General features: G+C 66.1%; 16 protein-coding genes, 1 tRNA gene and 1 pseudogene. 10 read left to right on the top strand and 8 right to left on the bottom strand.

Going from position 1 to position 22,523, the window contains the following annotated elements:
* Positions 1-117: 117 nt before the first annotated feature.
* From ACVPT3_RS08475 to ACVPT3_RS08465, 3 genes and pseudogenes are all read left to right on the top strand, one after another.
* Positions 118-1,407: pseudogene (locus ACVPT3_RS08475) on the top strand (dicarboxylate/amino acid:cation symporter).
* Between the two features lie 56 nt (positions 1,408-1,463).
* Positions 1,464-1,538 (top strand) — tRNA-Val (locus ACVPT3_RS08470).
* Between the two features lie 55 nt (positions 1,539-1,593).
* A complete protein-coding gene (locus tag ACVPT3_RS08465; RefSeq protein ID WP_492043693.1) occupies positions 1,594-1,806 on the top strand; it encodes a hypothetical protein in 213 nt (70 codons plus the stop codon).
* 23 nt (positions 1,807-1,829) lie between these two features.
* On the opposite strand, the gene ACVPT3_RS08460 is transcribed toward ACVPT3_RS08465, so the two are convergent.
* The gene (locus ACVPT3_RS08460) at positions 1,830-3,047 is read right to left on the bottom strand and encodes an LL-diaminopimelate aminotransferase (protein ID WP_492043692.1); all 1,218 of its coding nucleotides are present in this window, start codon (positions 3,045-3,047) and stop codon (positions 1,830-1,832) included.
* A gap of 162 nt (positions 3,048-3,209) precedes the next feature.
* Complete coding sequence (locus ACVPT3_RS08455; protein ID WP_492043691.1) at positions 3,210-3,401, bottom strand: hypothetical protein; 192 nt, start codon at positions 3,399-3,401, stop codon at positions 3,210-3,212.
* A 209-nt stretch (positions 3,402-3,610) separates the two neighbouring features.
* Here ACVPT3_RS08455 and ACVPT3_RS08450 point away from each other — a divergent pair, with 209 nt between their 5' ends.
* Together ACVPT3_RS08450 and ACVPT3_RS08445 are read left to right on the top strand one after the other, a co-directional pair.
* Complete coding sequence (locus ACVPT3_RS08450) at positions 3,611-3,751, top strand: hypothetical protein (protein WP_492043690.1); 141 nt, start codon at positions 3,611-3,613, stop codon at positions 3,749-3,751.
* 66 nt (positions 3,752-3,817) lie between these two features.
* Positions 3,818-5,188 (top strand): class II 3-deoxy-7-phosphoheptulonate synthase, encoded by a 1,371-nt coding sequence (locus ACVPT3_RS08445; protein WP_492043689.1) that lies wholly within the window; start codon positions 3,818-3,820, stop codon positions 5,186-5,188.
* Here ACVPT3_RS08445 and ACVPT3_RS08440 read toward each other — a convergent pair.
* Positions 5,166-6,377 (bottom strand): FAD-dependent oxidoreductase, encoded by a 1,212-nt coding sequence (locus ACVPT3_RS08440; protein WP_492043688.1) that lies wholly within the window; start codon positions 6,375-6,377, stop codon positions 5,166-5,168. The two genes, ACVPT3_RS08445 and ACVPT3_RS08440, sit on opposite strands and share 23 nt — an antisense overlap.
* A gap of 137 nt (positions 6,378-6,514) precedes the next feature.
* Between ACVPT3_RS08440 and ACVPT3_RS08435 the strand changes: the two genes are divergently transcribed.
* Positions 6,515-7,156 carry a prephenate dehydratase domain-containing protein gene (locus ACVPT3_RS08435; protein WP_492043687.1) on the top strand — a complete coding sequence of 214 codons (642 nt, stop codon included), beginning with the start codon at positions 6,515-6,517 and terminating at the stop codon, positions 7,154-7,156.
* A 281-nt stretch (positions 7,157-7,437) separates the two neighbouring features.
* On the top strand, positions 7,438-8,196 hold the full coding sequence (locus ACVPT3_RS08430) for a chorismate mutase (RefSeq protein ID WP_492043686.1): 759 nt from the start codon (positions 7,438-7,440) through the stop codon (positions 8,194-8,196).
* A 19-nt stretch (positions 8,197-8,215) separates the two neighbouring features.
* On the opposite strand, the gene ACVPT3_RS08425 is transcribed toward ACVPT3_RS08430, so the two are convergent.
* The 3 genes from ACVPT3_RS08425 to ACVPT3_RS08415 form a co-directional block, all read right to left on the bottom strand.
* Positions 8,216-9,124, bottom strand: coding sequence for an SDR family NAD(P)-dependent oxidoreductase (locus tag ACVPT3_RS08425; protein ID WP_492043685.1), 909 nt, complete (start codon positions 9,122-9,124; stop codon positions 8,216-8,218).
* A 98-nt stretch (positions 9,125-9,222) separates the two neighbouring features.
* On the bottom strand, positions 9,223-11,175 hold the full coding sequence (acs, locus tag ACVPT3_RS08420) for an acetate--CoA ligase (protein ID WP_492043684.1): 1,953 nt from the start codon (positions 11,173-11,175) through the stop codon (positions 9,223-9,225).
* A gap of 3 nt (positions 11,176-11,178) precedes the next feature.
* Positions 11,179-12,531 carry a DcaP family trimeric outer membrane transporter gene (locus ACVPT3_RS08415; protein ID WP_492043683.1) on the bottom strand — a complete coding sequence of 451 codons (1,353 nt, stop codon included), beginning with the start codon at positions 12,529-12,531 and terminating at the stop codon, positions 11,179-11,181.
* A 161-nt stretch (positions 12,532-12,692) separates the two neighbouring features.
* Between ACVPT3_RS08415 and ACVPT3_RS08410 the strand changes: the two genes are divergently transcribed.
* Entirely contained in the window at positions 12,693-13,310 is a 618-nt protein-coding gene (locus tag ACVPT3_RS08410) for a response regulator (RefSeq protein ID WP_492043682.1), read from the top strand.
* Here ACVPT3_RS08410 and ACVPT3_RS08405 read toward each other — a convergent pair.
* On the bottom strand, positions 13,307-16,687 hold the full coding sequence (locus ACVPT3_RS08405; RefSeq protein ID WP_492043681.1) for a PAS-domain containing protein: 3,381 nt from the start codon (positions 16,685-16,687) through the stop codon (positions 13,307-13,309). The two genes, ACVPT3_RS08410 and ACVPT3_RS08405, sit on opposite strands and share 4 nt — an antisense overlap.
* A gap of 91 nt (positions 16,688-16,778) precedes the next feature.
* Positions 16,779-18,449, bottom strand: a complete 1,671-nt coding sequence (locus tag ACVPT3_RS08400) for an MFS transporter (protein WP_492043680.1) — start codon at positions 18,447-18,449, stop codon at positions 16,779-16,781.
* A 290-nt stretch (positions 18,450-18,739) separates the two neighbouring features.
* On the opposite strand from ACVPT3_RS08400, the gene ACVPT3_RS08395 reads away from it, so the two are divergent.
* Together ACVPT3_RS08395 and ACVPT3_RS08390 are read left to right on the top strand one after the other, a co-directional pair.
* A complete protein-coding gene (locus ACVPT3_RS08395) occupies positions 18,740-19,993 on the top strand; it encodes a TetR family transcriptional regulator (protein ID WP_492043679.1) in 1,254 nt (417 codons plus the stop codon).
* Between the two features lie 272 nt (positions 19,994-20,265).
* Positions 20,266-22,470, top strand: coding sequence for a TonB-dependent receptor (locus tag ACVPT3_RS08390; protein ID WP_492043678.1), 2,205 nt, complete (start codon positions 20,266-20,268; stop codon positions 22,468-22,470).
* Positions 22,471-22,523: the final 53 nt, after the last annotated feature.

Below are 22,523 nucleotides of genomic sequence, written 5' to 3'. Positions count from 1 at the left end.
CTTTGTCGCTCCGCTTAAAGCTGGCGACAGAAAAACTCGCGTCGCATCCACGGCACGGTCGGTTACGGAACGCGGCTCCGGTGGCCAGATATCCGGGCCGTCGTCGAGGATGAACCCGTGATCGCCCGTTTCTTCAAGATTCCCCTGTGGCAGCGCACCGCCGCCGGTTTTGCGCTGGGCGTCGTCGCCGGCCTGGTCCTGCGCGAACAGGCGACCGTCTGGCTCCAACCCATAGGCGACGTCTATCTGAACCTGATCCGCATGGTGGTGGCGCCCCTGGTGCTGTTCACCATCGCCAGCTTGATCGCCAAGCTGGGGGAGGGCGCCGGGGCCGTGCGGCTGGGCGTGCGGACCCTGGTCTGGTTCGCCATCACCTCGTTGCTGGCCGTCCTGGTCGGTTTCGCCTTCGGCCATATCATCAATCCGGGCGTGGGCCTGTCCAACCTGCCCCTGGGCGAGGTCAAGGAGCGGGTAATTCCGACACCGCTGGACGTACTGATCGGGGTGGTGCCGACCAATCCCTTCGCCGCCCTGGCCGAGGGCAAGGTGCTGCAGATCATCTTCTTCTCCGCCCTGGTCGGCATGGCCCTGGTGGCGTTGGGCGACCGGGCCCAGGGCGTGCGGCGGCTGGTGGACGAGGGCGCCTCAGTTGTCTTCCGCATCACCCGATGGGTGATTCAGCTGACCCCGTTCGGGGTGTTCGGCCTGATCGGCTCGGTCGTCGGCGGTTACGGCTGGGAGGCCCTGCTGCCGCTGCTGAAGTTCATCGGGGCCATCTACGCCGCCTGCCTGTTCCACATCCTGGTCGTCTATTCGGGTCTGCTGAAGCTCCATGGCCTGAAGGCGGCCAGCTTCTTCCGCGGCGCCTTCGCGGCCCAGCAGACGGCCTTCGCCACTTCGTCGTCCTTAGGCACCCTGCCGATCACTCTGCGCCAGACGGTCGAGCGGCTGGGCGTGCCCTAGGCCTACGCCGCCTTCGCGGTGCTGTTAGGCGCCAATGTGAAGATGGACGGCTGCGGCGCCATCTATCCGGCCATCGCCTCGATCTTCATCGCCCAGTATTTCCAGATCGACCTGACCCTGACCCAGTACATCCTGATCGGGCTGACGGCGGTCCTGGGGTCGCTGGGCACCGCCGGCGTGCCGGGCACCTCCATCGTCATGCTGACGCTGACCCTGTCCACCGCCGGCCTGCCGCTGGAAGGCATAGGCTATATCGTGGCCATCGACCGGATCATCGACATGATGCGCACCGCAACCAATGTGACCGGCCAGATGCTGGTCCCGGTGCTGGTGGCCAAGGAGGAGGGGATACTGAACGAGGCCGTCTACAATGGTCACGTCGCCTGGCTGCCGGGCGATCCCGAGGCTGAGACGCCGGAAACCGTGCAGGCCGCCGGAATCTGAAACGGACGCTTGCGCGGCGGGGAAGGCCGGGCTATGTCGCCGCCTCCGCAAGGCATGGATGCGTAGCTCAGCGGGAGAGCACCTCGTTCACACCGAGGGGGTCACAGGTTCAATCCCTGTCGCATCCACCATCTTCTCCGTCACCCATGCGACGCAGCGCTGTTTGCGACCGCCGATGGACACGCGATGCCCCAGGTCAACGACACCGTCCATATTCGTTTTTCGATGCGAGGCCTGGGCGGACCATTCTGGCAGACCAACGCCACCGTCGCCTCGGTCAGTCACGGCGTAGCCCTGCTGGACGGACTGGACCGCCAGGTGCCGGCCGTCTTGAGTGAACTGAAGCGTGCGGGGCCGAACCGCTGGACCCTCGATTGGGAGGTCAGAAGCCGGCCGTAGCCGGCTTCTGAACGCCTTGACGATCAGACGTCTGCGACTTCGCGACTGGGGGGCACGTTCACGCCCATCGACTTCAGATAGGTGCGGATATTGCGGCCAGCCTGGCGGATGCGCTGTTCGTTCTCTACCAGGGCGATACGGACGAAACCTTCGCCGTTTTCGCCGTAACCGACCCCCGCAGCGACCGCGACCTTGGCGTGGGTCAACAGTTGCTTTGAGAACTCGAGACTGCCCAGATGGGCCAGGGCCGGGGGCAGGGGCGCCCAGGCGAACATCGAGGCGGCAGGCTTGGGGATGTCCCAGCCGGCTCGGGCGAAACTGTCGACCAGGACGTCCCGGCGACGGTGATACAGGGCGCGGTTCTGATCGACGATGTCCTGCGGCCCGTTGAGGGCTGCGACGGCCGCCGCTTGGATCGGGGTATAGGCGCCGTAGTCGAGGTAGGACTTCACCCGCGCCATGGCGGCGATCAGCTTGGGATTGCCCACCGCAAAGCCGATGCGCCAGCCGGCCATGCTGTAGGTCTTGCTCAGCGAGGTGAATTCGACGGCCACATCCTTGGCGCCCGGCACCTGCAGGATCGAGACGGTGGGTTTGCCGTCGTAATAGAGCTCGGAATAGGCCAGATCGCTGATGATCCACAGGTCGTTGGCCTTGGCGAAGGCGACGACCCGCTCATAGAAGGCGAGGTCGACCGTCTCCGCCGTCGGGTTCGACGGATAGTTCATCACCAGAACCTTGGGGCGCGGCACCGTATAGGCCATGGCCCGCTCGAGGCTTTCGAAATAGCGCTCGTCCGGCGTGGTCGGCACGCTGCGGATCGCGGCGCCGGCGATGATGAAGCCGAAGGTGTGGATCGGATAGGACGGGTTGGGCGCCAGAACCACGTCGCCGGGCTCGGTGATGGCGGTCGCCAGACTGGCCAGGCCTTCCTTCGAGCCCATGGTGACGATCACCTCGGTCTCGGGGTCCAGATCCACGCCGAAGCGGCGACTATAGTAGTTGGCCTGGGCGCGGCGCAGACCGGGGATGCCCTTGGAGGCCGAATAGCCGTGGGCGTCGGGCTTGCGCGCCACTTCGCACAGTTTGTCGATGACGTGGGGGGGCGGCGGCAGGTCGGGGTTGCCCATGCCGAGGTCGATGACGTCCTCGCCGGCCTGACGGGCGGCGGCTCGCATGGCGTTGGTCTCCGCAATCACATACGGAGGCAGGCGCTTCATGCGATAGAATTCTTCGGACATCTCGATCTTCATGGGTGGAGGATTACGGGGGCGCCAGCGATGCCACCGATGCGCACCGGACGAAACAGAAAGATGATCTCTGAGCCCGTTTTTTCGCCGAAACATGTGTCCGGCGCCGCTTTACAACCGGCCGAAGCAAGAAACTTGCGACGCTGAGGTTCGTCAGGGTTCGAAGGCGCGCGGTTCCTCGGCGATCCGGCTGGGCGGCCTCAGATTGAACGAAGCGTTTCGCCGCCGCCGCACATAGTCCGCCAAGCCGCGCACCTCGGCCTCCGCGACGCCGTCGCGCTCCATAAGGCGACGCACGATCGGATCGGCGAGCATCTCATCAAGGGTCAGGTCGTAAGCCGCCATATCGCATCTCCGGCGCTCGGTTTCATTCCCCCGCCCAGGACATGGGGAGGCCGACCGCAGGCGCCAGCGCCGCCGGCCTGTGTCGTAGAAATTTCACCGCCGGTAGCCTGCCGCCGCAGCCTGTAATCCGAAGGCAGAGCGAATTGCTGATTGCGTCACACGCGCCGGACCGCCACCCTTGCCCCAACGACAGACTCCAAGAGGACGCCATGGCCCGCAAGCCCAACTACAGTTTCGAACGTCAGGAACGTGACCGCGCGGCGGCCATAAAGGCGGCGGAAAAGGCGGCCGCCAAGGCCGAACGCAAGGCGGCGGAAGCGGCGGAAAAGGCGCCGCCCGCCGAGGACTGAGACTCCGCCGCAAAATCTATTCGTGTTTTCGTTGTTCGGGCGGCCGCAAAGCTCTATTCTTGCGCCATGACACGCTGGACCCCCGAAAGCTGGAGAACCAAGACCGCCCTGCACATGCCGGCGGACTATCCAGATCCCAACGCCCTGGCCCTGGTCGAGGACGAACTGCGCGCCCTGCCGCCGCTCGTCTTCGCCGGCGAGGCGCGCCGCCTGACGTCGAAACTGGCTCAGGTCGAACGCGGCGAGGCCTTCCTGCTCCAGGGCGGCGACTGCGCCGAGAGCTTCAAGGAGTTCTCGACCGACAATATCCGGGACACCTTCCGCCTGATCCTGCAGATGGCGGTCGTCCTGACCTTCGCCGGGCGCAAGCCGGTCGTGAAGGTGGGGCGTATCGCCGGCCAGTTCGCCAAGCCGCGCTCTTCCCCGCTGGAAGAGATCGACGGCGTCGAACTGCCCAGCTATCGCGGCGACATCATCAACGGCATGGGGTTCACGCCGGAAGAGCGCGCGCCCGATCCGCAACGGTTGATCCGCGCCTATAACCAGTCGGCCTCGACCCTGAACCTGCTGCGCGCGTTCGCCGGCGGCGGCTATGCCGACCTCTACAACATCCACCGCTGGACCCTGGGCTTCGCGGGCGACAACGCCGCCGGCGCCCAGTACCGTGAACTGGCGGACAAGATCACCGAGGCCCTGGCCTTCATGGAGGCCGTCGGCGTCACGCCCGAGACCCATCCGGACCTGAGCCGGGTCGAGGTCTTCACCAGCCACGAAGCCCTGCTGCTGAACGTCGAGAGCGCCCTGACGCGGCTGGACGGCGGTTCCGGCGAATGGTTCGACACCTCGGCCCACATGCTGTGGATCGGCGAACGCACGCGCCAGCTGGACGGCGCCCACGTCGAGTTCATGAAGGGGATCAAGAACCCCATCGGCGTGAAATGCGGACCGACGATGACGGCCGACGACCTGCTGCCTCTGATCGACGCCCTGAACCCGGACAATGTTTCGGGTCGTCTGACCCTGATCGGCCGCTTCGGGCACGACAAGGTCGGCGAGCGCCTGCCCAAGCTGATGCGTGAAGTGAAGGCCTCGGGCCGCAAGGTCATCTGGTCGATCGACCCGATGCACGGCAATACGCTGAAGGCCGGCAACGGCTACAAGACCCGGCCGTTCGACCGGATCCTGGGCGAGGTGCGGACCTTCATCGACGTGGCCGAATCCGAGGGCGTCCACCCCGGCGGCGTCCACCTGGAAATGACCGGCCAGAACGTCACCGAGTGCATCGGCGGGGCCCAGGCCGTGACCGAGGACGACCTGTCCAACCGCTATCACACCCACTGCGACCCCCGCCTGAACGCCGACCAGGCGCTGGAGCTGGCCTTCCTGGTGGCTGAACGGTTGAAGTCGGGCCGGATCAGCCGCTCGGAAGCCGCCTGATCGACGGAAACAACGGGGCGACGAGGCCGATGGTCGCGTTCGCCTCGGCACGGTCCGGCGTCTCGTCGTCTATGCCGACGCCGTTCATGTCGTTGCGAGTGGCCTGAACCACGATCCCGTCCGGGCGTGACAGCACGGTCACGCCCCGGAAATGCAGGCCGTAGTTCGCCTCAGGCTGGGGCGCGAGCCAGGCGATCTGACCGCGCACGGGGATCAGTTCCTTGTCCTCGAACAGGGCCTTTGCGCCATAGCCGGTGCAGTTGACGACGATCTTTTCGGACAAGGTCGTCAGATCCGCCGGCGTGTTGAAGGTGCGGGTCTCGATCCGCCCGCCATGGGCCAGGAACTCAGCCTCCAGCCGATGCGCCAGTTCGGCGACGTTGAACTGCATGGCGCTGACCATCCGGGTCTCCCTGACCGGAAAGGGCGAGGCCGAGGCGGGGAGGGGGATGGATCGCGGCGCAAGACCGTCCAGCCTGTATTCGGCGAAACGGATCGGTTTTACGCCGGGCGCGGTGCGGATCGGCGGCGGTTCGGCCGTACGGGGCAGGTCCGCTGCGCCAGACAGGATATAGCGGTCGCTGAACACGACCGGGTCGCCCTCCGTGCCCAGATAGGTCTGGTGGGTCGCATAGGTCTCGCGCGCCATCTGCTCCCACAGCGCCGGGAATTCGGTCGAGACGCGTTCGGCGTCGGCGATGCGGCTGTCCGGCGTCCAGCTGCCGGTCGCGCGCATCGACCGGGTGAAGGCGGCGCGCTCGCGGGCGTAGATGGTCACCCGCGCCCCCATCCGCTGGAGCTGAATGGCCGAGGTCAGGCCCAGGGCGCCGCTGCCGATCACGGCGACGACAGGCGGAACTCCTGCCAGACCGGCCAGGGCCATGGCCTTGCGCGCCGCGATGGCGCTGGAGCCCCAGGACAGGGACCAGCCGCTGCCGCCGTGGCCATAGTTGTGCACCACCTTGGTCTCGCCGACCGACTCCACGTCAAGGCGGGGGCCGGTGGGGCGGAAGGGTCGGGTGCAGACGGTGATGCGGATGATCCGCTCGGGCGCCATCAGGATCGGCGCGATCCGCCGTGGTGCGAATCCAGTCGCGGGCAAGACGGCCGGTGTCGAGGCGCAGCCTGCGATGGTTCCCGCCAGACCCGTCAACACGGCGCGACGGCTGGAGCGAGAGACGACGGACATGAGCGGCTCCGGGAGATACGAACTGCGACGCTAGCCGGACCTCGCGCCGCCCGAAAGCGCTTCCCGATCACATTCGACTTGTGGCGATGAAAGCGGCGCCGCAGATACGGCCCGAAACGGTCACGGCTCGGACAAGTATGCTCCGTCTGATCAGCGACCTACCAAAGGGAAGGCTTTCGGGCGAGAACCCGGAAGTGACGAACATGGACAAGCCTGCGCACCAAGATGACAAGCCCGGCCGGGTCGCCTATCAGGGCGCGCCGGGCGCCTTCAGCCACGAGGCTTGCGCGGTCCTGCGGCCCTGGGACACGGCCGTGCCGTTCGAGACGTTTGCGGCGGCTCTGGACGCCTTGAAGAGCGGCGATTGCGACTGCGCCCTGATCCCGGTCGAAAACTCGTCCATCGGCGTGGTCGAGCCCGCTGCGACTCTCGTGCGCGAGTCGGGCCTCAAGGTCGTCGCCGAGGCCTGGCGGCCGATCCGACACGCGTTGATGGGGCTGGATGGGGCGCGGATCTCCGATCTGAAGCGGGTGCTCAGCCACCCCATCGCCCTGGCCCAGTGCGAACAGACGCTGAAGGGGCTGAGGCTGAAGGTGGTCGAGCATTTCGACACCGCCGGCGCCGCCCGTGACGTCGCCGAAGCGGGCGATCCGACCCAGGCGGCCATAGCGCCGGTGGGCGCGGCGGAGGTATATGGTCTGTCGATCCTGCGCAACGATCTTCAGGATTCCAGCGATAACCGGACGCGTTTCGTCCTCTTGTCGGCCTCAGGGGCTTGACGACGCACGGTCTTTGCGTGCTTTAAGGCCCCACGGATCGCAATCGATCCGCATAACCGGACCCGGACCCATGTCCCGCCAGCGCGTTCTTTCTGTTTCCTTCGACCGTTCGCGCACGGTTTCCGGCCTCTATTTCGGCTACGGCTTTTACGGCTTTCGATACGCCGGCTGAGGCGTCGGGCGCTCTTCGTCCCTGACTGTCTCGCCGGCGACCGCTCTGGACCAGAGCGGCTGTCCGCCCCTGCACATCGAAATCCTCCCTTTGCCGAAAGCCTAATCCCATGCCCAATTCCAACGTCCAGAAAGTGTGGCCTGACGTGGTCGAACTGACCCCCGAACAACAGGCCCTGGCCGCCCTGCGCGCCGAGATCGACGCCATCGACGACCAGATCCTGGCCCTGTTCGAGCAACGCCTCGCCGTCGCCGCCACCGTCGGCCGCGCCAAGGACGCCCCCACCGGCCCCCACACCAAGCTGCGCCCCGACCGCGAACAGACCGTCCTGTCGCGCATGCTGTCCAAGGCCCAGCCCGAGAACGCCGAAGCGGTCGAGCACCTCTGGCGCGAAATCGTCGGCTGGGGTCTGGCCCGCCAGGGCCGGCTCCAGGTCCAGATCTGGGCCCCGATCGAACCGACCCGGGCCTATGACGGCGCCCGCCAACGCTTCGGCGCGGCTGCCGATATCAAGATGGTTCGCGACCCGCAAAAAGCCCTGGCCTTCGCCGCCGAAGGTCACGGCGTCGCCGTCCTGGCCATCAACACCGAGGACGCCTGGTGGATGGGCCTGCGTCGCGAATGGTCGATGCTGAGCGTATTCGACGGTTACGGCGGCGAGACGCCGACGTCTCTGGCCGTGGGCAAGATCGATCCGCCGGCCCTGCCGAGGGGCCGCCGCGTGGTCGTCACCGCAGGCGGTGATGCGGGCGACGGCGGCGGCGCGCGTCGCTGGGGTCTGAACACCCACCACGGCTGGACCATCGCCCTGACCGAGGCGGAACTGACCCCCGGCGAGGCGGAAGGCTGCGTCGGCGCGATCGGCTGACCGCGCCGACTGATGCGGCTCAGGAGGCGTGAGCCTTCTGGGCCTTCGTCAGTTCGATCATCCCCTGGGCGGCGCCCATCTCAGGCACGATCTCTTTCGCGCGGTCGGAGATGGCGTCGAACTGGGCCGCCACCTGCTCCGGCGCATCCTCGCCCATGATGTGGACGCCCTCGGTCAGGGTCACATAGGCCCGTTCGAACCCGCCGGCGCCCGCCGCCAGGATACAGCGGCTGGGCGCGTCCCGGCTGAGCAGATACAGCAGGCCCGGCGTCACCAGTTCCGGCGCCAGAGCCTCCAGCGGCAAGGCGGCGCCCAAGTCTTCCGTCATGCGGGTATGGGCGGTCGGGGCCAGGCAGTTGACGCGGATGTCATTCTTGCCCCCCTCGATCGCCAAGGTCTGCATCAGGCCGACCAGCGCCATCTTGGCCGCGCCATAGTTCGACTGGCCGAAATTGCCGTACAGTCCCGACGACGAGGTGGTCATGACGATCCGGCCGTAGTTCTGGCCGCGCATGATCTCCCACACCGCCTTGGTGCAGTTAACCGCCCCCATCAGATGGACGTCCAGAACGAAGCGGAAATCCTCCAGCTCCATCTTGGCGAAACTCTTGTCCCGCAGCACCCCGGCGTTGTTGACCAGCAGATCGACCCGCCCCCATTTCGCCACGGCCGCCTCGACCATGGCCTGAACAGCGGCGAAGTCGGTCACGGAGGCGGCATTGGCCATGGCCTCGCCGCCGGCCGCCTCGATCTCGGCCACGACGGCCTCGGCGGCGGTGGCGAAGCCGCCGGAACCGTCGCGGGCCCCGCCCAGATCATTGACCACCACCTTGGCCCCGCGCGCCGCCAGGGCCAGGGCGTGTTCCCGCCCCAGACCGCCGCCCGCGCCCGTCACAATGGCCACCTGACCGTCAAACCGGATCGTCATCTCGTCGTCTCCACCCAAGGACTGAGGCGTTCGGCGCTAAAGCCTGCCTCTTGCTCTGGTTTTGACGACGCCGGGCGTGGCGCACAAGTCCGGCCTGTTCAGCCGGCGCGGTTCTTGACCAGATCCTCGACGACGGACGGATCAGCCAGGGTCGAGGTGTCGCCCAGTGACCCAATTTCGTTCTCGGCGATCTTGCGCAGGATGCGACGCATGATCTTGCCCGACCGGGTCTTGGGCAGGCCGGGGGCCCATTGGATGACGTCGGGGGCGGCGATGGGCCCGATCTCGCGGCGGACATGGGCGCCCAGGGCCTTGCGCAGATCCTCGGTCGCATCCACCCCCTTGTTCAGCGTCACATAAGCGTAGATGCCTTGCCCCTTGATATCATGAGGATATCCGACCACGGCCGCCTCGGCGACGTCGTCGTGCAACACCAAGGCGCTCTCAATCTCGGCCGTGCCCATCCGGTGGCCCGAGACATTGATGACGTCATCGACCCGACCAGTGATCCAGTAATAGCCGTCCGCGTCCCGGCGGCAGCCGTCGCCAGTGAAGTACCGACCCGGATAGGTTGAGAAATAGGTCTCAAAGAACCGCTGGTCGTCGCCATAGACGGTGCGCATCTGACCCGGCCAGCTGTCGGTGATGCATAGACTGCCTGACACGGCGCCGACCAGCTCCTGGCCCTCCGCATCGACAATCTGAAGCTCGACGCCGGGCAGGGGCAGAGTGGCCGATCCGGGCTTTAGGTCCGTGGCGCCGGGCAGGGGAGTGATCAGATGCCCGCCCGTCTCGGTCTGCCACCAGGTGTCCACGATGGGGCAGCGGCCGTCGCCCACCACCTCGTGATACCAGCGCCAGGCCTCCGGATTGATCGGTTCGCCGACCGTGCCGAGCACCCGTAGGGACTTGCGTGACGTGGCCTTAACGGGCGCGTCGCCTTCGCGCATCAGGGCGCGCAGGGCCGTGGGGGCGGTGTAGAAGACCTCGACCTTATGCTTGTCCACTACCTGCCAGAACCGGCTGGCGTCGGGATAGTTGGGCACGCCCTCGAACATCAGGGTCGTGGCGGCGTTGGCCAGAGGCCCATAGACCAGATACGAATGGCCCGTGACCCAGCCCACGTCGGCGGTGCACCAGAAGACCTCGCCGGGGCGGTAGTCGAACGTCAGCTCATGCGTCCAGGCGGCCCAGAACAGATAGCCGCCGGTCGTGTGAAGAACGCCCTTCGGCTTTCCAGTGGAACCTGAGGTGTAGAGGATAAACAACGGATCTTCCGCGTTCATCGGCTCAGGCGGGCAGTCTGTCGAGGCCTTGGCCGCCTCGACGGCGTAGTCCACGTCGCGGCCTTCGATCATCGGCACATCGGCGCCGGTGCGGCGGATGACCAGGACGGTGTCGACCTTCACCTTCTCCAGGGCCGCATCGACATTGGCCTTCAGCGGCACGACCTTGCCGCCGCGCAGGCCCTCGTCGGCGGTGATGACCAGGGTGGAGCCGCAGTCCTCGATCCGGCCGCACAGGCTGTCAGGCGAGAAGCCGCCGAAGACGACCGAATGGACCGCCCCGATGCGGGCACAGGCCAGCATGGCGTAGGCGGCCTCCGGGATCATCGGCATATAGATGGTGATCCGGTCGCCCTTCTTGGCGCCGTGGGATTTCAGCACATTGGCCATGCGGCCGACTTCATCGTGCAGACGGCCGTAGGTTATGTGCTGGCTGTCGGCCGGGTCGTCGCCTTCCCAGATGATGGCCGTCTCGTCCTGGCGATGGGGCAGGTGCCGGTCGATACAGTTGGCGGCGACGTTCAGGACGCCGTCCTCGAACCAGCGGATGCGGAAGTCTTCCTTCCTGAATGAGACGTCCTTGATCTTGGTCGGGGCCTTGATCCAGTCGAGGCGTTTGGCCTGTTCGGACCAGAAGGCTTCGGGCGTCTCGCGCGCCGCGATCCGCGCCGCCTCATAGGCCTGCCGGTCCATGTGGGCCTGGGCGGCGAAGTCTGCTGGAACGGGATACAGGTCGGAATCGGGCACGCGAGACGTCTCCAGCATTGTTTAGAAACCGTATTTGGCGAACAGGATCAGTCGGGTCATGTCGCCGTTCGCGCCGGATTCGATTTCACGATCAGCGAACATCAGCTCGGCGCCCACATCAAACGCCTTGACCGGCGACCAGATCAAATTCGCATGGATGCTCTGGGCCGAACGATTGACTGCAAGGCCGGTGATCGAGGTGTCGTTGTCGACGTTCTGGGCGGACCAGATCAGGCTGGACCGCCAGCCGGGCGCCCAGACGTGCCGGTAGGCGGCGAATCCGGCGACGACGCCGATGGCCTCCAGTTCGCCCGAAGAGTCGAGCACGGCGTCGTTCGAGAAATTCAGCCCGACATAGCGGCCGATCCCTTCGCCGCCGGTCACCATCAGGCGGATGTCGTCGTTCGCGCCGACCTTGATCTTGGTCGAGGCGGACAGGCCCCAGCCGGTGGCGGTGGAATCGATGTCCGTCGCGGGATTCTGGTACTTCAGCTGGCGCAGCAGGCCGGCGAACTGAACGTCGCCCCACGGACGCGCGACAGCGTAGCGGGCGGTGAAGTCCGGCAGGCTGCTGTCGTCGGCGATAACGCGGGCGCCGCCGTTGAAGGGCGTGACGGTCGTCTCGGGATTCTCGACCGAGAGGGAGAGGGGGCCGCGCGTGTATCGAACCTGAACCTGACGCGCGAAGACCGTGCCCTCGGCCGCGCCGATGAAGTCGGCGGATTCAGGCAGGACTGCGGTGTTCTGGAAATTGGTCCACTCCTGGCCGATCAGCCAGTTGTCGATGGTGACGAAGGCGCGGCGCAGGGCCGGATTGGCGGGGCTGGTGGTGCGCTGGTCCGCCGTGCCGGGCAGGGTCTGGAAGTCCATTTCCAGCCGGGTGCCGACCTTGTGACCGCTCACGAGTCCATCGGTCGTCAACCAGAACCGGGTCTGGCGCGCATTGAAATCGGTCGCCGTATCCTCGTCGGCGCCGCCGATGGGGATGGAGCCGGGAATGTGGAATTCACGCAGGGCGTCGCCGTTGACCGGGTCGCCGCCGGAGTAGCTGGAGGCCGAGGCGTCGACCTTCACGAAACCGCCGAACTTGACCGTGTGATCGCCGATCCGGAAGCCGTCGGCGGGCGCGGCCGGCGCCGCGGCCTGCTGCACGGGCGCCGCGGGACGTGTCTCCAGCCGGATGATGTCCTGTTGCTGCGCGGCCTGCTGGGTGCGGGCGGCGACGACTTCGGACTTGAGCGCGTTCAGCTCGGCTTCGAGTTGGGCGATTCGCGCTTCTAGCGCAGCCTGGGCGTCCTGGGCCAGGGCGGCGCCGGGGGCGAAGAGCAGAGCCGCAGCCGCGCATCCGGCCGCCAAGCTGGATTTGATGATCATGGTTCCTCCCGCGCCCGTCTCAGGCAGGCGTCCTGTTCAACCATTTCCTCTAGCCCCGTAGGCGGCCATTAGCCATTGGTCTAGTTTCGACCAAAGTCGAACCGCGCCATGCTGTTGCAGACGCGACCGCCAAGCATGTTGCGCAAAGGGAAGGATGCCTGATGGACCGTATCGTCCTCGCTGACGATCACCCCCTGTTCCGTGCTGCGCTCAGGTCCGCCGTCGGCAAGGCGGCGCCGGGCGCTGCGGTCGAGGAGTGCGCCAGCCTGGCCGAAGCGCGCGCCGCCCTTTTGAAGCCCGGGGCGCCCGTCGATCTGCTGCTGCTGGACCTCAAGCTCTCGGACAGCGAGGGGATGGCGGGGCTCGCCGCCATTCGCGCCGAACATCCGGCCGTGCCTGTCGCGGTCGTCTCGGCCAGCGAGGAGCCGTCGGTCGTGCGCCACGCCATGGGGCTGGGCGCGGCCGGTTTCATCCCCAAATCGACCGCCCTGCCGCAGATGGTCGAGGCCATCAACGCCATACTGGCCGGCGACGGCTGGGCGCCGGAAACCCCGGACGCCGGCGACGACGATCTTCCGGCGCGGGTGGCCAGTCTGACCGTATCCCAGTTGCGCATTCTCGAAGGGCTCAAGGCGGGCCGCTTGAACAAGCAGATCGCCTTCGACCTGGGCGTGTCCGAAGCCACCATCAAGGCCCATCTGACCAGCGTCTTTCGCAAACTGGGGGTCCAGAACCGGACCCAGGCGGTGATCCTGGCCAAACAGATGGACCCCGCCTAACCGGACAGGAAGGCCTTCAACGCCGCGGGCTTGATCGGCTTGGGCAACAGCACTGCGCCGGCAGCCGTCGCCTGGTCGTTCAGACCGTCCCGCGTGTCGGCTGTGACGAGGGCGATACGGCGCACGCCTCGGGGCCGTAGCCAGTCGATGACGGCGAATCCATCCGGCCCGTCACCGAGGTGGAGATCGATCACGGCGGCGTCGAACGGTCCGGGCGCGGCCATGGCGGCGTCTACGCTCGCCGCCAGGGTCGGGCGCGCGCCCCAGCGGGTCAGCAGGGCGTCGAGCGCGTCCAGGATCACCGGTTCGTTGTCCACGCACAGGATGCGCAACCCGGCGAGCGGCAGGCGCACGTCGTGGATCGGCGCGGTCTCGACGGGCTCCATCGGATCGCTGCGCGGCACGGTGATGCGAAACATCGTGCCCCGGCCGACGCGAGAGTTCAGCTCGAGCGGATGGTCCAGCAGGCTGGACAGACGCCGGACGATGGCCAGACCGAGACCAGCGCCGGGCTCGTCGACCGGAGCGCCGGGAAGGCGGATGAATTCGCCGAAGACCATGTCCTGATCCGCATCCGCGATGCCGCGTCCGGTGTCGCACACCAGCAGCCCGACCGTTTCGTCCTGCCGCCGCGCCCCGACCAGAACCCGGCCCGAGTCCGTGTACCGGATCGCGTTGGCGATCAGGTTCTGCAGCATCGAGCGCAGCAGGTCGCGATCGGAGGAGACCCACAGCCCGCTCGGCACGAGAGTCAGTTCAAGCCCCTTGGCCTTGGCCACCGGCGCATATTCCCGTCTCAGTTCCTCGAACAGCCCGTCGAGCGGCAGCCGAATCACCGCGGCCTTGACCCCGCCGGCCTCCAGCTTGGACAGGTTCAGCAAGGCGGTCAGCAGCCGGTGGGCGCTGTCGATGGCGCGATCGGCGTTGATGGCCAGTACGCGGCTGGTCGGCTCGGCCTCGGGGCCGGAGACGGCGGGCTCCTCCTTCAGGGCGGCGATGAACAGTCGGGCGGCGTGCAAGGGCTGCAGCAGGTCGTGGCTGGCGGCGGCGAGGAAACGGGTCTTGGAGGCGGTGGCGTCCTCGGCCACGCGCCGCGCCTCGTCCAGCCGCGCGGTGCGGTCGGCGACCCGGGCCTCCAGCCTTTCGTTGGCTTCCTCCAGCTGGCGCGCCGCCCGACGCAGGGCGGTGATGTCGGTATAGCTGGTGGCGTAGCCTCCGCCGGGGATGGGCGCGCCGGACGACCGCAACACGCGGCCGTCGGGCTGAAGGCGTTCGTGGTCATGGGGAATACGACGGCTCAGCGCCTCCAGGCGCCGTTCCACCCAGGCTTCAATATCGTCGGGGCTCTCGCCGCGCTCGGCGTTCAGTCGGTAGATGCTGGCGATGGGCAGGCCGACGTGGATGAAGCCCACCGGCAGGCCAAACATGGAAACATATCTTCGATTCCATGCCGTTACACGCAGGTCTTCGTCCACCACAATCACGCCTTGGTCGATATTGTCCAGGGTGGTCTGCAACAGATCGCGGCTGAACTGGACGGCCTGGGACGCCTCGTCGAGCATCCGCACCACATCCTCGGGCGCGCGGCCGCCTCCCGCCAGGGCTGCGGCGATGACCCTGCGCGCCGAGGCCGCGCCGATGGCCCCGGCCAGCATCCGTTCCGCCGCCCGCGCCAGGCCGGCGTCGGCCGGATCGGCGTCACGCAGTCGAATATCGGTTTCTGCGCTCCAGGCGGCGAAGGCCCGCTCGGCCCGCTCGTCGCCGATGAACCGCGCGACCAAGGCGCGCAGATCGCCGACCGAGGCGCCGGACGGCGACGGCTTGGCGTCCAACCAGTCCGGCCCCAGCCGATCGACGAAGGCCCGCGCCTGCACCCTGTCGATCAGCCTCGGCTGAGCAAAGCGCGACACCCCGACATAGGCCGCCAGATTCAGCCCGAGGCTGACGAACACGCCCAGGGCCAGGGGATCCTTGATCCCCAGCATCACATGCGGATGCCAGGGCGCGCCGGGCGCCAGCTGGGGCAGGGCCAGCATGACGATCCAGACCGCGATCCCGACCATCATCCCCGCCAGCGCACCGTGGGCATGGCCGCCGCGCCACAGCACGGCCCCGAACAGGGCCGGCGCCAGCTGCGCCATGGCCGCAAACGACACCAGCCCCATGGCCGCCAGCCCACGCGACTGATCGGTCGCCTGATAATAGAGCCAGGCCAGCAGCAACACGGCGACAATGGCCCCGCGCCGCACCTGTAGAATGACGCCGGACATGTCCGAGGCGTCGCCGCGCAGCCGCCAGCGGTCCCGCGCCAGGAAGGGCAGGATCAGGCTGTTGGACACCATGGCCGACAGGGCCACGGCCTCGACGATGACCATGGCCGTCGCGGCGGAAAATCCGCCAACGAAGACGATGGCGGTCAGCAGGGATTCGCCCCGTCCGAACGGCAGGGCCAGGACCAACAGGTCGGGATTGGTCGAGGGCGCGAACAGGGCGCCCGCCGCCACCAGCGGCAGGACCGCCAGACTGGTCAGCACCAGATAGGCCGGGAAGATCCAGCGCGCGCGCCGGACATGGCTGGGGTCCGCGCCCTCGACGAAGGCCACATGGAACTGACGCGGCAGGCAGAAGATGGCCAGGGTCGCGATCAGGCCGATGGCCAGGAACCGGGGCGTCAGCTCAGGCGGGGCGGCGAGAGCGCCCAAGCCTTCCAGACTCCGCTCCGGAGATCCGTCCTGAGCCAGAAGAACAAGCGCAAAGACCGCCACCAGCAGCAGGGCGCCCAGCTTGACCAGGGATTCCAGGCCGATCGCCTGGATCAGACCCCGGTTGTGCTCGGTCAGGTCCGGACGACGCGCCCCGAATAGGATAGCGAAACCCGCCAGCACCCCCGCCAGAACCAGGACGGTCAAACTCTCCGACCCCGCCACCGGCGTCCCCGCCGTCAGCAGGGCTCCGGCCATCGACAGGGATTTCAGCTGAAGCGCGATATAGGGCAGGGACCCCAGGATGGCGACCAGGGTGACCGCTGCGCCCAGGGTCTGGCTCTTGCCGTATCGCGAGGCGACGAAATCGGCCATCGAGCCGACGTTCTCGCGCCGTGCGGCGGCGGCGATCCGACGCCACAGCGGGAACAGAACCGTCAGGCCCAGCACGGGCCCGATATAGATGGGCAGATACTCCCACCCGTCCCGCGCCGCCGTGCCGACCGCGCCGTAATAGGTCCAGGAGGTACAGTAAATGGCCAGCGACAGGGCGTAGACCGACGGCCCCAGTCCGCGCCCCCGCGCCCGCGCCGCCGGCCGTTCCTGATGCCAGGCCACGGCGAACAGAACCGCCATATAGGCGACCACCAGGCCGAGGATCATCAGGCTGAACATGGCGGCATCTGAACCGGGCAGGGGAGGTTTAACAAGTGAAAGGCGGGCCGTCTTGCGACGGCCCGCCCCTCATTCACGCCCGAAAGCAGGATCAGGCGTTCAGATCGACGTCCTTGCCTTCCTTGACCAGAAGGAAGCCCAGCACGACCGTCGCCAGGGCGACGATGATCGGATACCAGAGGCCGGAGTAGATGTTTCCGGTCGCCGCCACGATGGCGAAGGCCGTGGTCGGCAGGAAGCCGCCGAACCAGCCGTTGCCGATATGATAGGGCAGGGACATGGAGGTGTAGCGGATATTGGTCGGGAACATCTCGACCAGGGCCGCCGCGATCGGTCCGTAGACCATGGTCACATAGAAGCCGAGGATGAACAGGATCAGCACCACCATCGGCTTGTTGACCAGATCGCTGTCCGCCTTGGCCGGATAGCCGGCGGCGGTCAGGGCGGCGCTCATATCCTTGTCCCAGGTCTTCTTCTGGGCCGCGAAGTCCGCCGGCGTCATGGCGTCGCCGCGGAAGCTCTGGACGACCGCCTGATCACCGATACGCACCTCGGCCACCGTGCCTGCGGGCGCCTCGATATTGGTATAGGTGACGCCGGCCTTGGCCAGGTGAGACTTGGCCACGTCGCAGGACTGGTTGAACACGGTCTTGCCGATAGGGTCGAACTGGACATTGCAGTCCGCCGGATCGGCGTAGACCACGACCGGCGCCGAAGCGGCGGCGGCGGCCAGGCGCGGATTGGCGGCCTGGGTCAGGGCGTTAAACAGCGGGAAATAGGTGAGGGCGGCGATCAGGCACCCTGCCAGGATGACCGGCTTGCGTCCCACCTTGTCCGACAGCCAGCCCCAGAAGATGAAGAAGGGCGAAGCCGCGACCAGAGCGATGGTCAGCATCACATAGACCAGGGTGGCGTCCACCTTCATCACCCGTTCCAGGAAGAACAGGGCGTAGAACTGACCCGTGTACCAGATGACGGCCTGACCGGCGGTCAAACCCACCAGGGCGATCAGCACCAGCTTCAGGTTCGGCCATTTGCCGAAGGAGTCCTTCAGCGGGGTCTTGGAACCCTTGCCCTCGGCCTTCATCCGCTTGAACGACGGGCTTTCGGCCAGTTTAAGACGGATCCACAGCGACACCGCGAGCAGCAGGATCGAGACCAGGAATGGAATCCGCCAGCCCCATTCCGCAAAGGCTTCTTCACCCACAGCGACGCGAACGCCCAGAATGACCACCAGGCTGAGCACGAGGCCGGCGGTCGCAGTGATCTGGATGAAGGAGGTGTAGAAACCGCGTTTACCATGCGGCGCATGCTCGGCCACATAGGTGGCGGCGCCGCCGTATTCGCCGCCCAAGGCCAGGCCCTGAATCAGGCGCATCAGCACCAGAATGATCGGCGCGGCGATGCCGATGGCCGCATAGGGCGGCAACAGGCCGACCACGAAGGTCGAAAGCCCCATCAGCAGCATGGTCACCAGGAAGGTGTTCTTGCGACCCCACAGGTCGCCCAGCCGCCCGAACACGATGGCCCCGAACGGCCGCACCGCGAACCCGGCGGCGAAGGCCATCAGGGCGAAGATATAGCCGGTCGTCTCGTTGACGCCCGAGAAGAACTGAACCGTGATGATCGCGGCCAGCGACCCGTACAGATAGAAATCATACCACTCGATAACGGTGCCGACCGACGACGCCAGGATCACCAGCTTGTCGTTCTTACCCACCACATACTCATCGACCGGCGCACCCGTGGCGCTGTCCGTCATTGCGTAGCCTCCCAGCTATCAGGTCTTTTCGACCGCTTTCACGCCACAAGGGCGCTCATCGAGTCAGGGTGGCATCGCCGCGCTGAAAGCGTCAGCACGACTTTGGTCGAAACTGGCTGTTATCGCCTAAGATATATTATGCGCAATTGGAGATGCCGACATGGTTGGACGCACGCTGCTGATCAGACCTAACTGACCAAGGGCATCGCCCTGAATGCGACGTTCAAATCGTCACCCCGTCATCGCATTCGATCACTCGACAGCCCTTCTTCTGGGCTGCATTTAGACCCATGCTCAAATCCCAAGCGACCAGCCGCATCGCAGACGCACAGCAGATTGTCGATGCGGCCATAGCCCAAGCCGCGGCGAACGGACTTCATAGCCTGACGATGCGTGACTTGGCCCAGGCGGTCGACAAGAGCACGACGGTTATCGTCAATCTGTTTGGGACAAAGTCCGGACTGATTCAGGCTGTGGGCGAACAAGCTTTGAAGCTGGATACGGACTTCCACGTCCGCTTCTTCCAGTCGGCGGCCGGCCTGGAGTTGAACCGCGACACCCTTCTGACTTTGGTCCAGCACTATGTTCGTCTGCGCGCCTCGGATAACGCCGGTTTCGCGCGTGTCTGGGAAGCCCTGTTGCTTGAAGGCGATTCCTCGGCGGGGCGGTTCGATCTGATGCGGCGTTGGGACGCGATGCTGAAGAAGGCCTGGAGCGAGCATCTGGCGGCCATTCCTCAGTTGGAGAACTACGCCGACCCCCTGATCGCCTGGACTACGATCGAACAATTCTACGCCGGCGCGCTTCAGGGGCGAACCGAATATGAAATCATCGCCGCAGAAGGTCTGGGCGGCCTGATCGACCATGGCCTCGGTCTGCCTGAAAGGCCGGCGACGGCGACCTTTTGGTACCGCGAGAACCTGATCCTGCCTCAAGCCCCCGCCGACGGGCTGGAGCCTGACTCAATCCAGCACAAGCTACTGGACATCGCGGCGGACCAGATCCTGGCGGGCGGCGTGACGGCCATAACCAACCGTTCCGTCAGCGCCGTTGCGGGCACCTCCACCTCAACCATCGCCTATCACTGGCCCGATATGCGCCGCTTCGTTCTCGACGCGGTCTGGCACAGCGTTTTCCGAGACATGCCGCGTTACATGGCCGGCCAACAGCCCGAAGGCGACGGCGAGAGCGCAGATACGCAACGTTGGGCAAGGCTTATGGCCCCTACGGTCTCCATCCCGCCCGATACGGAGGGCTTTTACGTCCGATATGCCCGCCTGATCGGCAGTATTTGCGTCGAGGCGCGGCGCGATCCGTCACTACGGGATTTGGCCATGCTGCTCCGCGGCCCCGAGGGCGGCGGCACCTATTACAACCGCGTCGGCGTCTGGCCTGCAGACTTCGACCTGACGCGCCTGGCCGCGACCCGTTTCGCACTCTGGATCAAGGGACGCGCGCTGATATCCTCCGCGACGGGAGTTCCGGTCTCGCCGACGGAGCTCCTAGCGGGCGCAAATCAGTTGGTCGCACGCGTCACGAGCTAGAACGCGCGTTATCCGCGCATCTTGCCGCGCAAACGTCGGCATGACGGAAACACTTTAGATAAGCTTCACAAAAGCATTACGTCGCCAGCCTATCTGCAGATCGTTGTCGAACAGTTGTTTTTTCGGTGAAGCGATGGCGGCCTTGGCCTCCCTCCCCATGCCTGCAACCGCCTCGCCTGACGGCCGTATGATGCGACCGTTCGACAACATCCCCAAACGCTTCGGCGCGCGAGGAAGGGGGTGTCCCCGCGCGTCGCCCGAAGGATGATCAAATGAAACGGCTTCTCCTCGGCGCCTCCGGCGCCGTTCTCGCCCTGGCGGCCCTGCCCGCTGCGGCTCAGACCAATTCTCAGACGAATGCGACGACGGTGCAGGACATCGTGGTCACTGCACAGCGCCGCGAACAGGCCAGCCAGGATGTCGGAGCCTCGCTCAGCGTCGTCGGCGGCCAGGAACTCGACGAAAAGAACATCTCGGTCGTCAACGACCTCGAGAACGTCGTCCCCAACCTGGAGGTCGACAGCCAGTTCGGCGGCGGCCAACCGCAGTTCCGCATCCGCGGCGTCGGCGCACGTGAATACTCCAGCAACAACGCCTCGACCGTGGGCATCTATGTCGATGAAGTGGCCCACCCCTATACGGTGACCACCCAGGGCGCCCTGTTCGACATCGCGCGCATCGAAGTGCTGCGGGGGCCGCAGGGCACCCTGTACGGCAGCAACACGACCGGCGGCGCCGTCAACATCATCACCAACGCCCCGACGGCGGACTTCCGCGCGGGCGTAGCCGGCGAATACGGCTCGTATGACCGCTACAAGCTGGACGGATATGTCTCCGGCCAGATCGCCGAAGGTTTGCTGGGCCGCCTCGCCGTCGTCACCGAACAGGGCGGCGCCTGGCAGTACAATCGCGACACCGGTCAGAAGCTGGGCGATCTGGACAAGACCGCCGTTCGCGGCCGACTGACCTGGGATGCGACCGACGACGTGACCGTCGATCTGGCGGCGACCTATATGGTCGACAAGTCCGACGGCCTGGGCTTCCGCCTGCTCGGCGACTATACGACCGCCGGCGGCGTCACCATTCCCAAGGACACGGCGTGGCGCATCACCGGCTGGTCTCTGTCGGAACAGCTGGCCAACGTGTCCGGCCGTTCGGTCGGCGACAAGCCGGGCCGCGACAATGACGGCCTGGACCTCAGCGCACGGGTGACGGCCAACCTCGGCTGGGCGGACCTGACCTCTATCTCGGCCTACCAGTCGTTCACGCGGTCCGAATACAATGACTGGGACGGCACCAGCGCGCGCGAATCCGACGTCTTCTTCTATAACGACATCGATGTGGTGTCGCAGGAGCTGCGTTTGGCCTCGAACAAGGACGGCCGGTGGAACTGGATGACCGGGCTCCATTATTCGAACGAGAGCAACGACGGCGGCTTCTATACGGAATACCGCGCCATCACCGCCCTGATCCACACGCCCTACAAGCAGGATGTGGAATCGATCGGCGTCTTCACCAACAACAGCTTCCAGGCGACGGACCGGCTCAACCTGATCCTGGGCCTGCGTTATGAGTATGAAGAACGCAGCCTGACCAGCCCCGGCACCTATCGTCTGAGCGCAACTCCAGGCGCGGAAGTCACCTATTCCACCGACATGTCCGAAGTGACCGGGAAGCTCGGCCTCGAATATGATCTCAGCGACAACGCCCTGTTCTACGCCAACGTCGCGCGCGGCGTGAAATCCGGCGGCTTCACCACCTACAACGCCACGTCAGCCACGCCCTTCGCGCCGGAAGAACTGATCGCCTACGAGACCGGCGTCAAATCCGACTTCCTCGACCGCTCGATGCGGTTGAACGGCTCGGTCTTCTACTACGACTATAAAAACCAGCAGGTTCAAACGGTTCTGTACGACCGCACTTCCGGCCGGGTGGGCAAGATCGACAATGTGCCCAAATCGCACATCTACGGCGCCGAGCTGGAGTTCGAATGGACCCCCATCGCCGGCCTGAGCATCAGCCAGAACATCAGCTACAAGCACGGCGAATACGACGAGTACAACTCGGTCGATACCGCCGCCACGGTCGCGGCCAACCCGACGAACGGGCCGTGGGACGTCATCATCTACACGGATCGTGCGGGCGAAAAACTGCCCTTCCCCAAGATGAACTACGGCGGCTCCATCGCCTATGACTGGCAGATGGCGGGCTTGGATCTGCGGGCGGAGACCAACTACAACTACCGCGACGACCTGTATTCGACCAGCGCCTCGTCGATCATTCCGGCCTACTGGCTGTGGAACGCCAACTTCACCAGCGGCCCCACGAACGCGAACTGGCGCGTCGGCCTGTCGGTGCGCAATCTCTTCAACACCTATTACGAAGAGACGCGCAACGGCTTCAACGGCTCGGCCCGTCCGACCACCTCGCCACAGCCGGGCCGCACTGTGGCGGTCCGTCTGTCGATGGACTTCTAAGACCCGAGAAGAAGGACGGACCGGCCTCGCGCCGGTCCGTCCGATGCGCTCAA

This window comes from Brevundimonas sp. FV1ps31S, from assembly GCF_058681265.1.
This window is presented reverse-complemented; position numbering and strand designations above follow the sequence as displayed.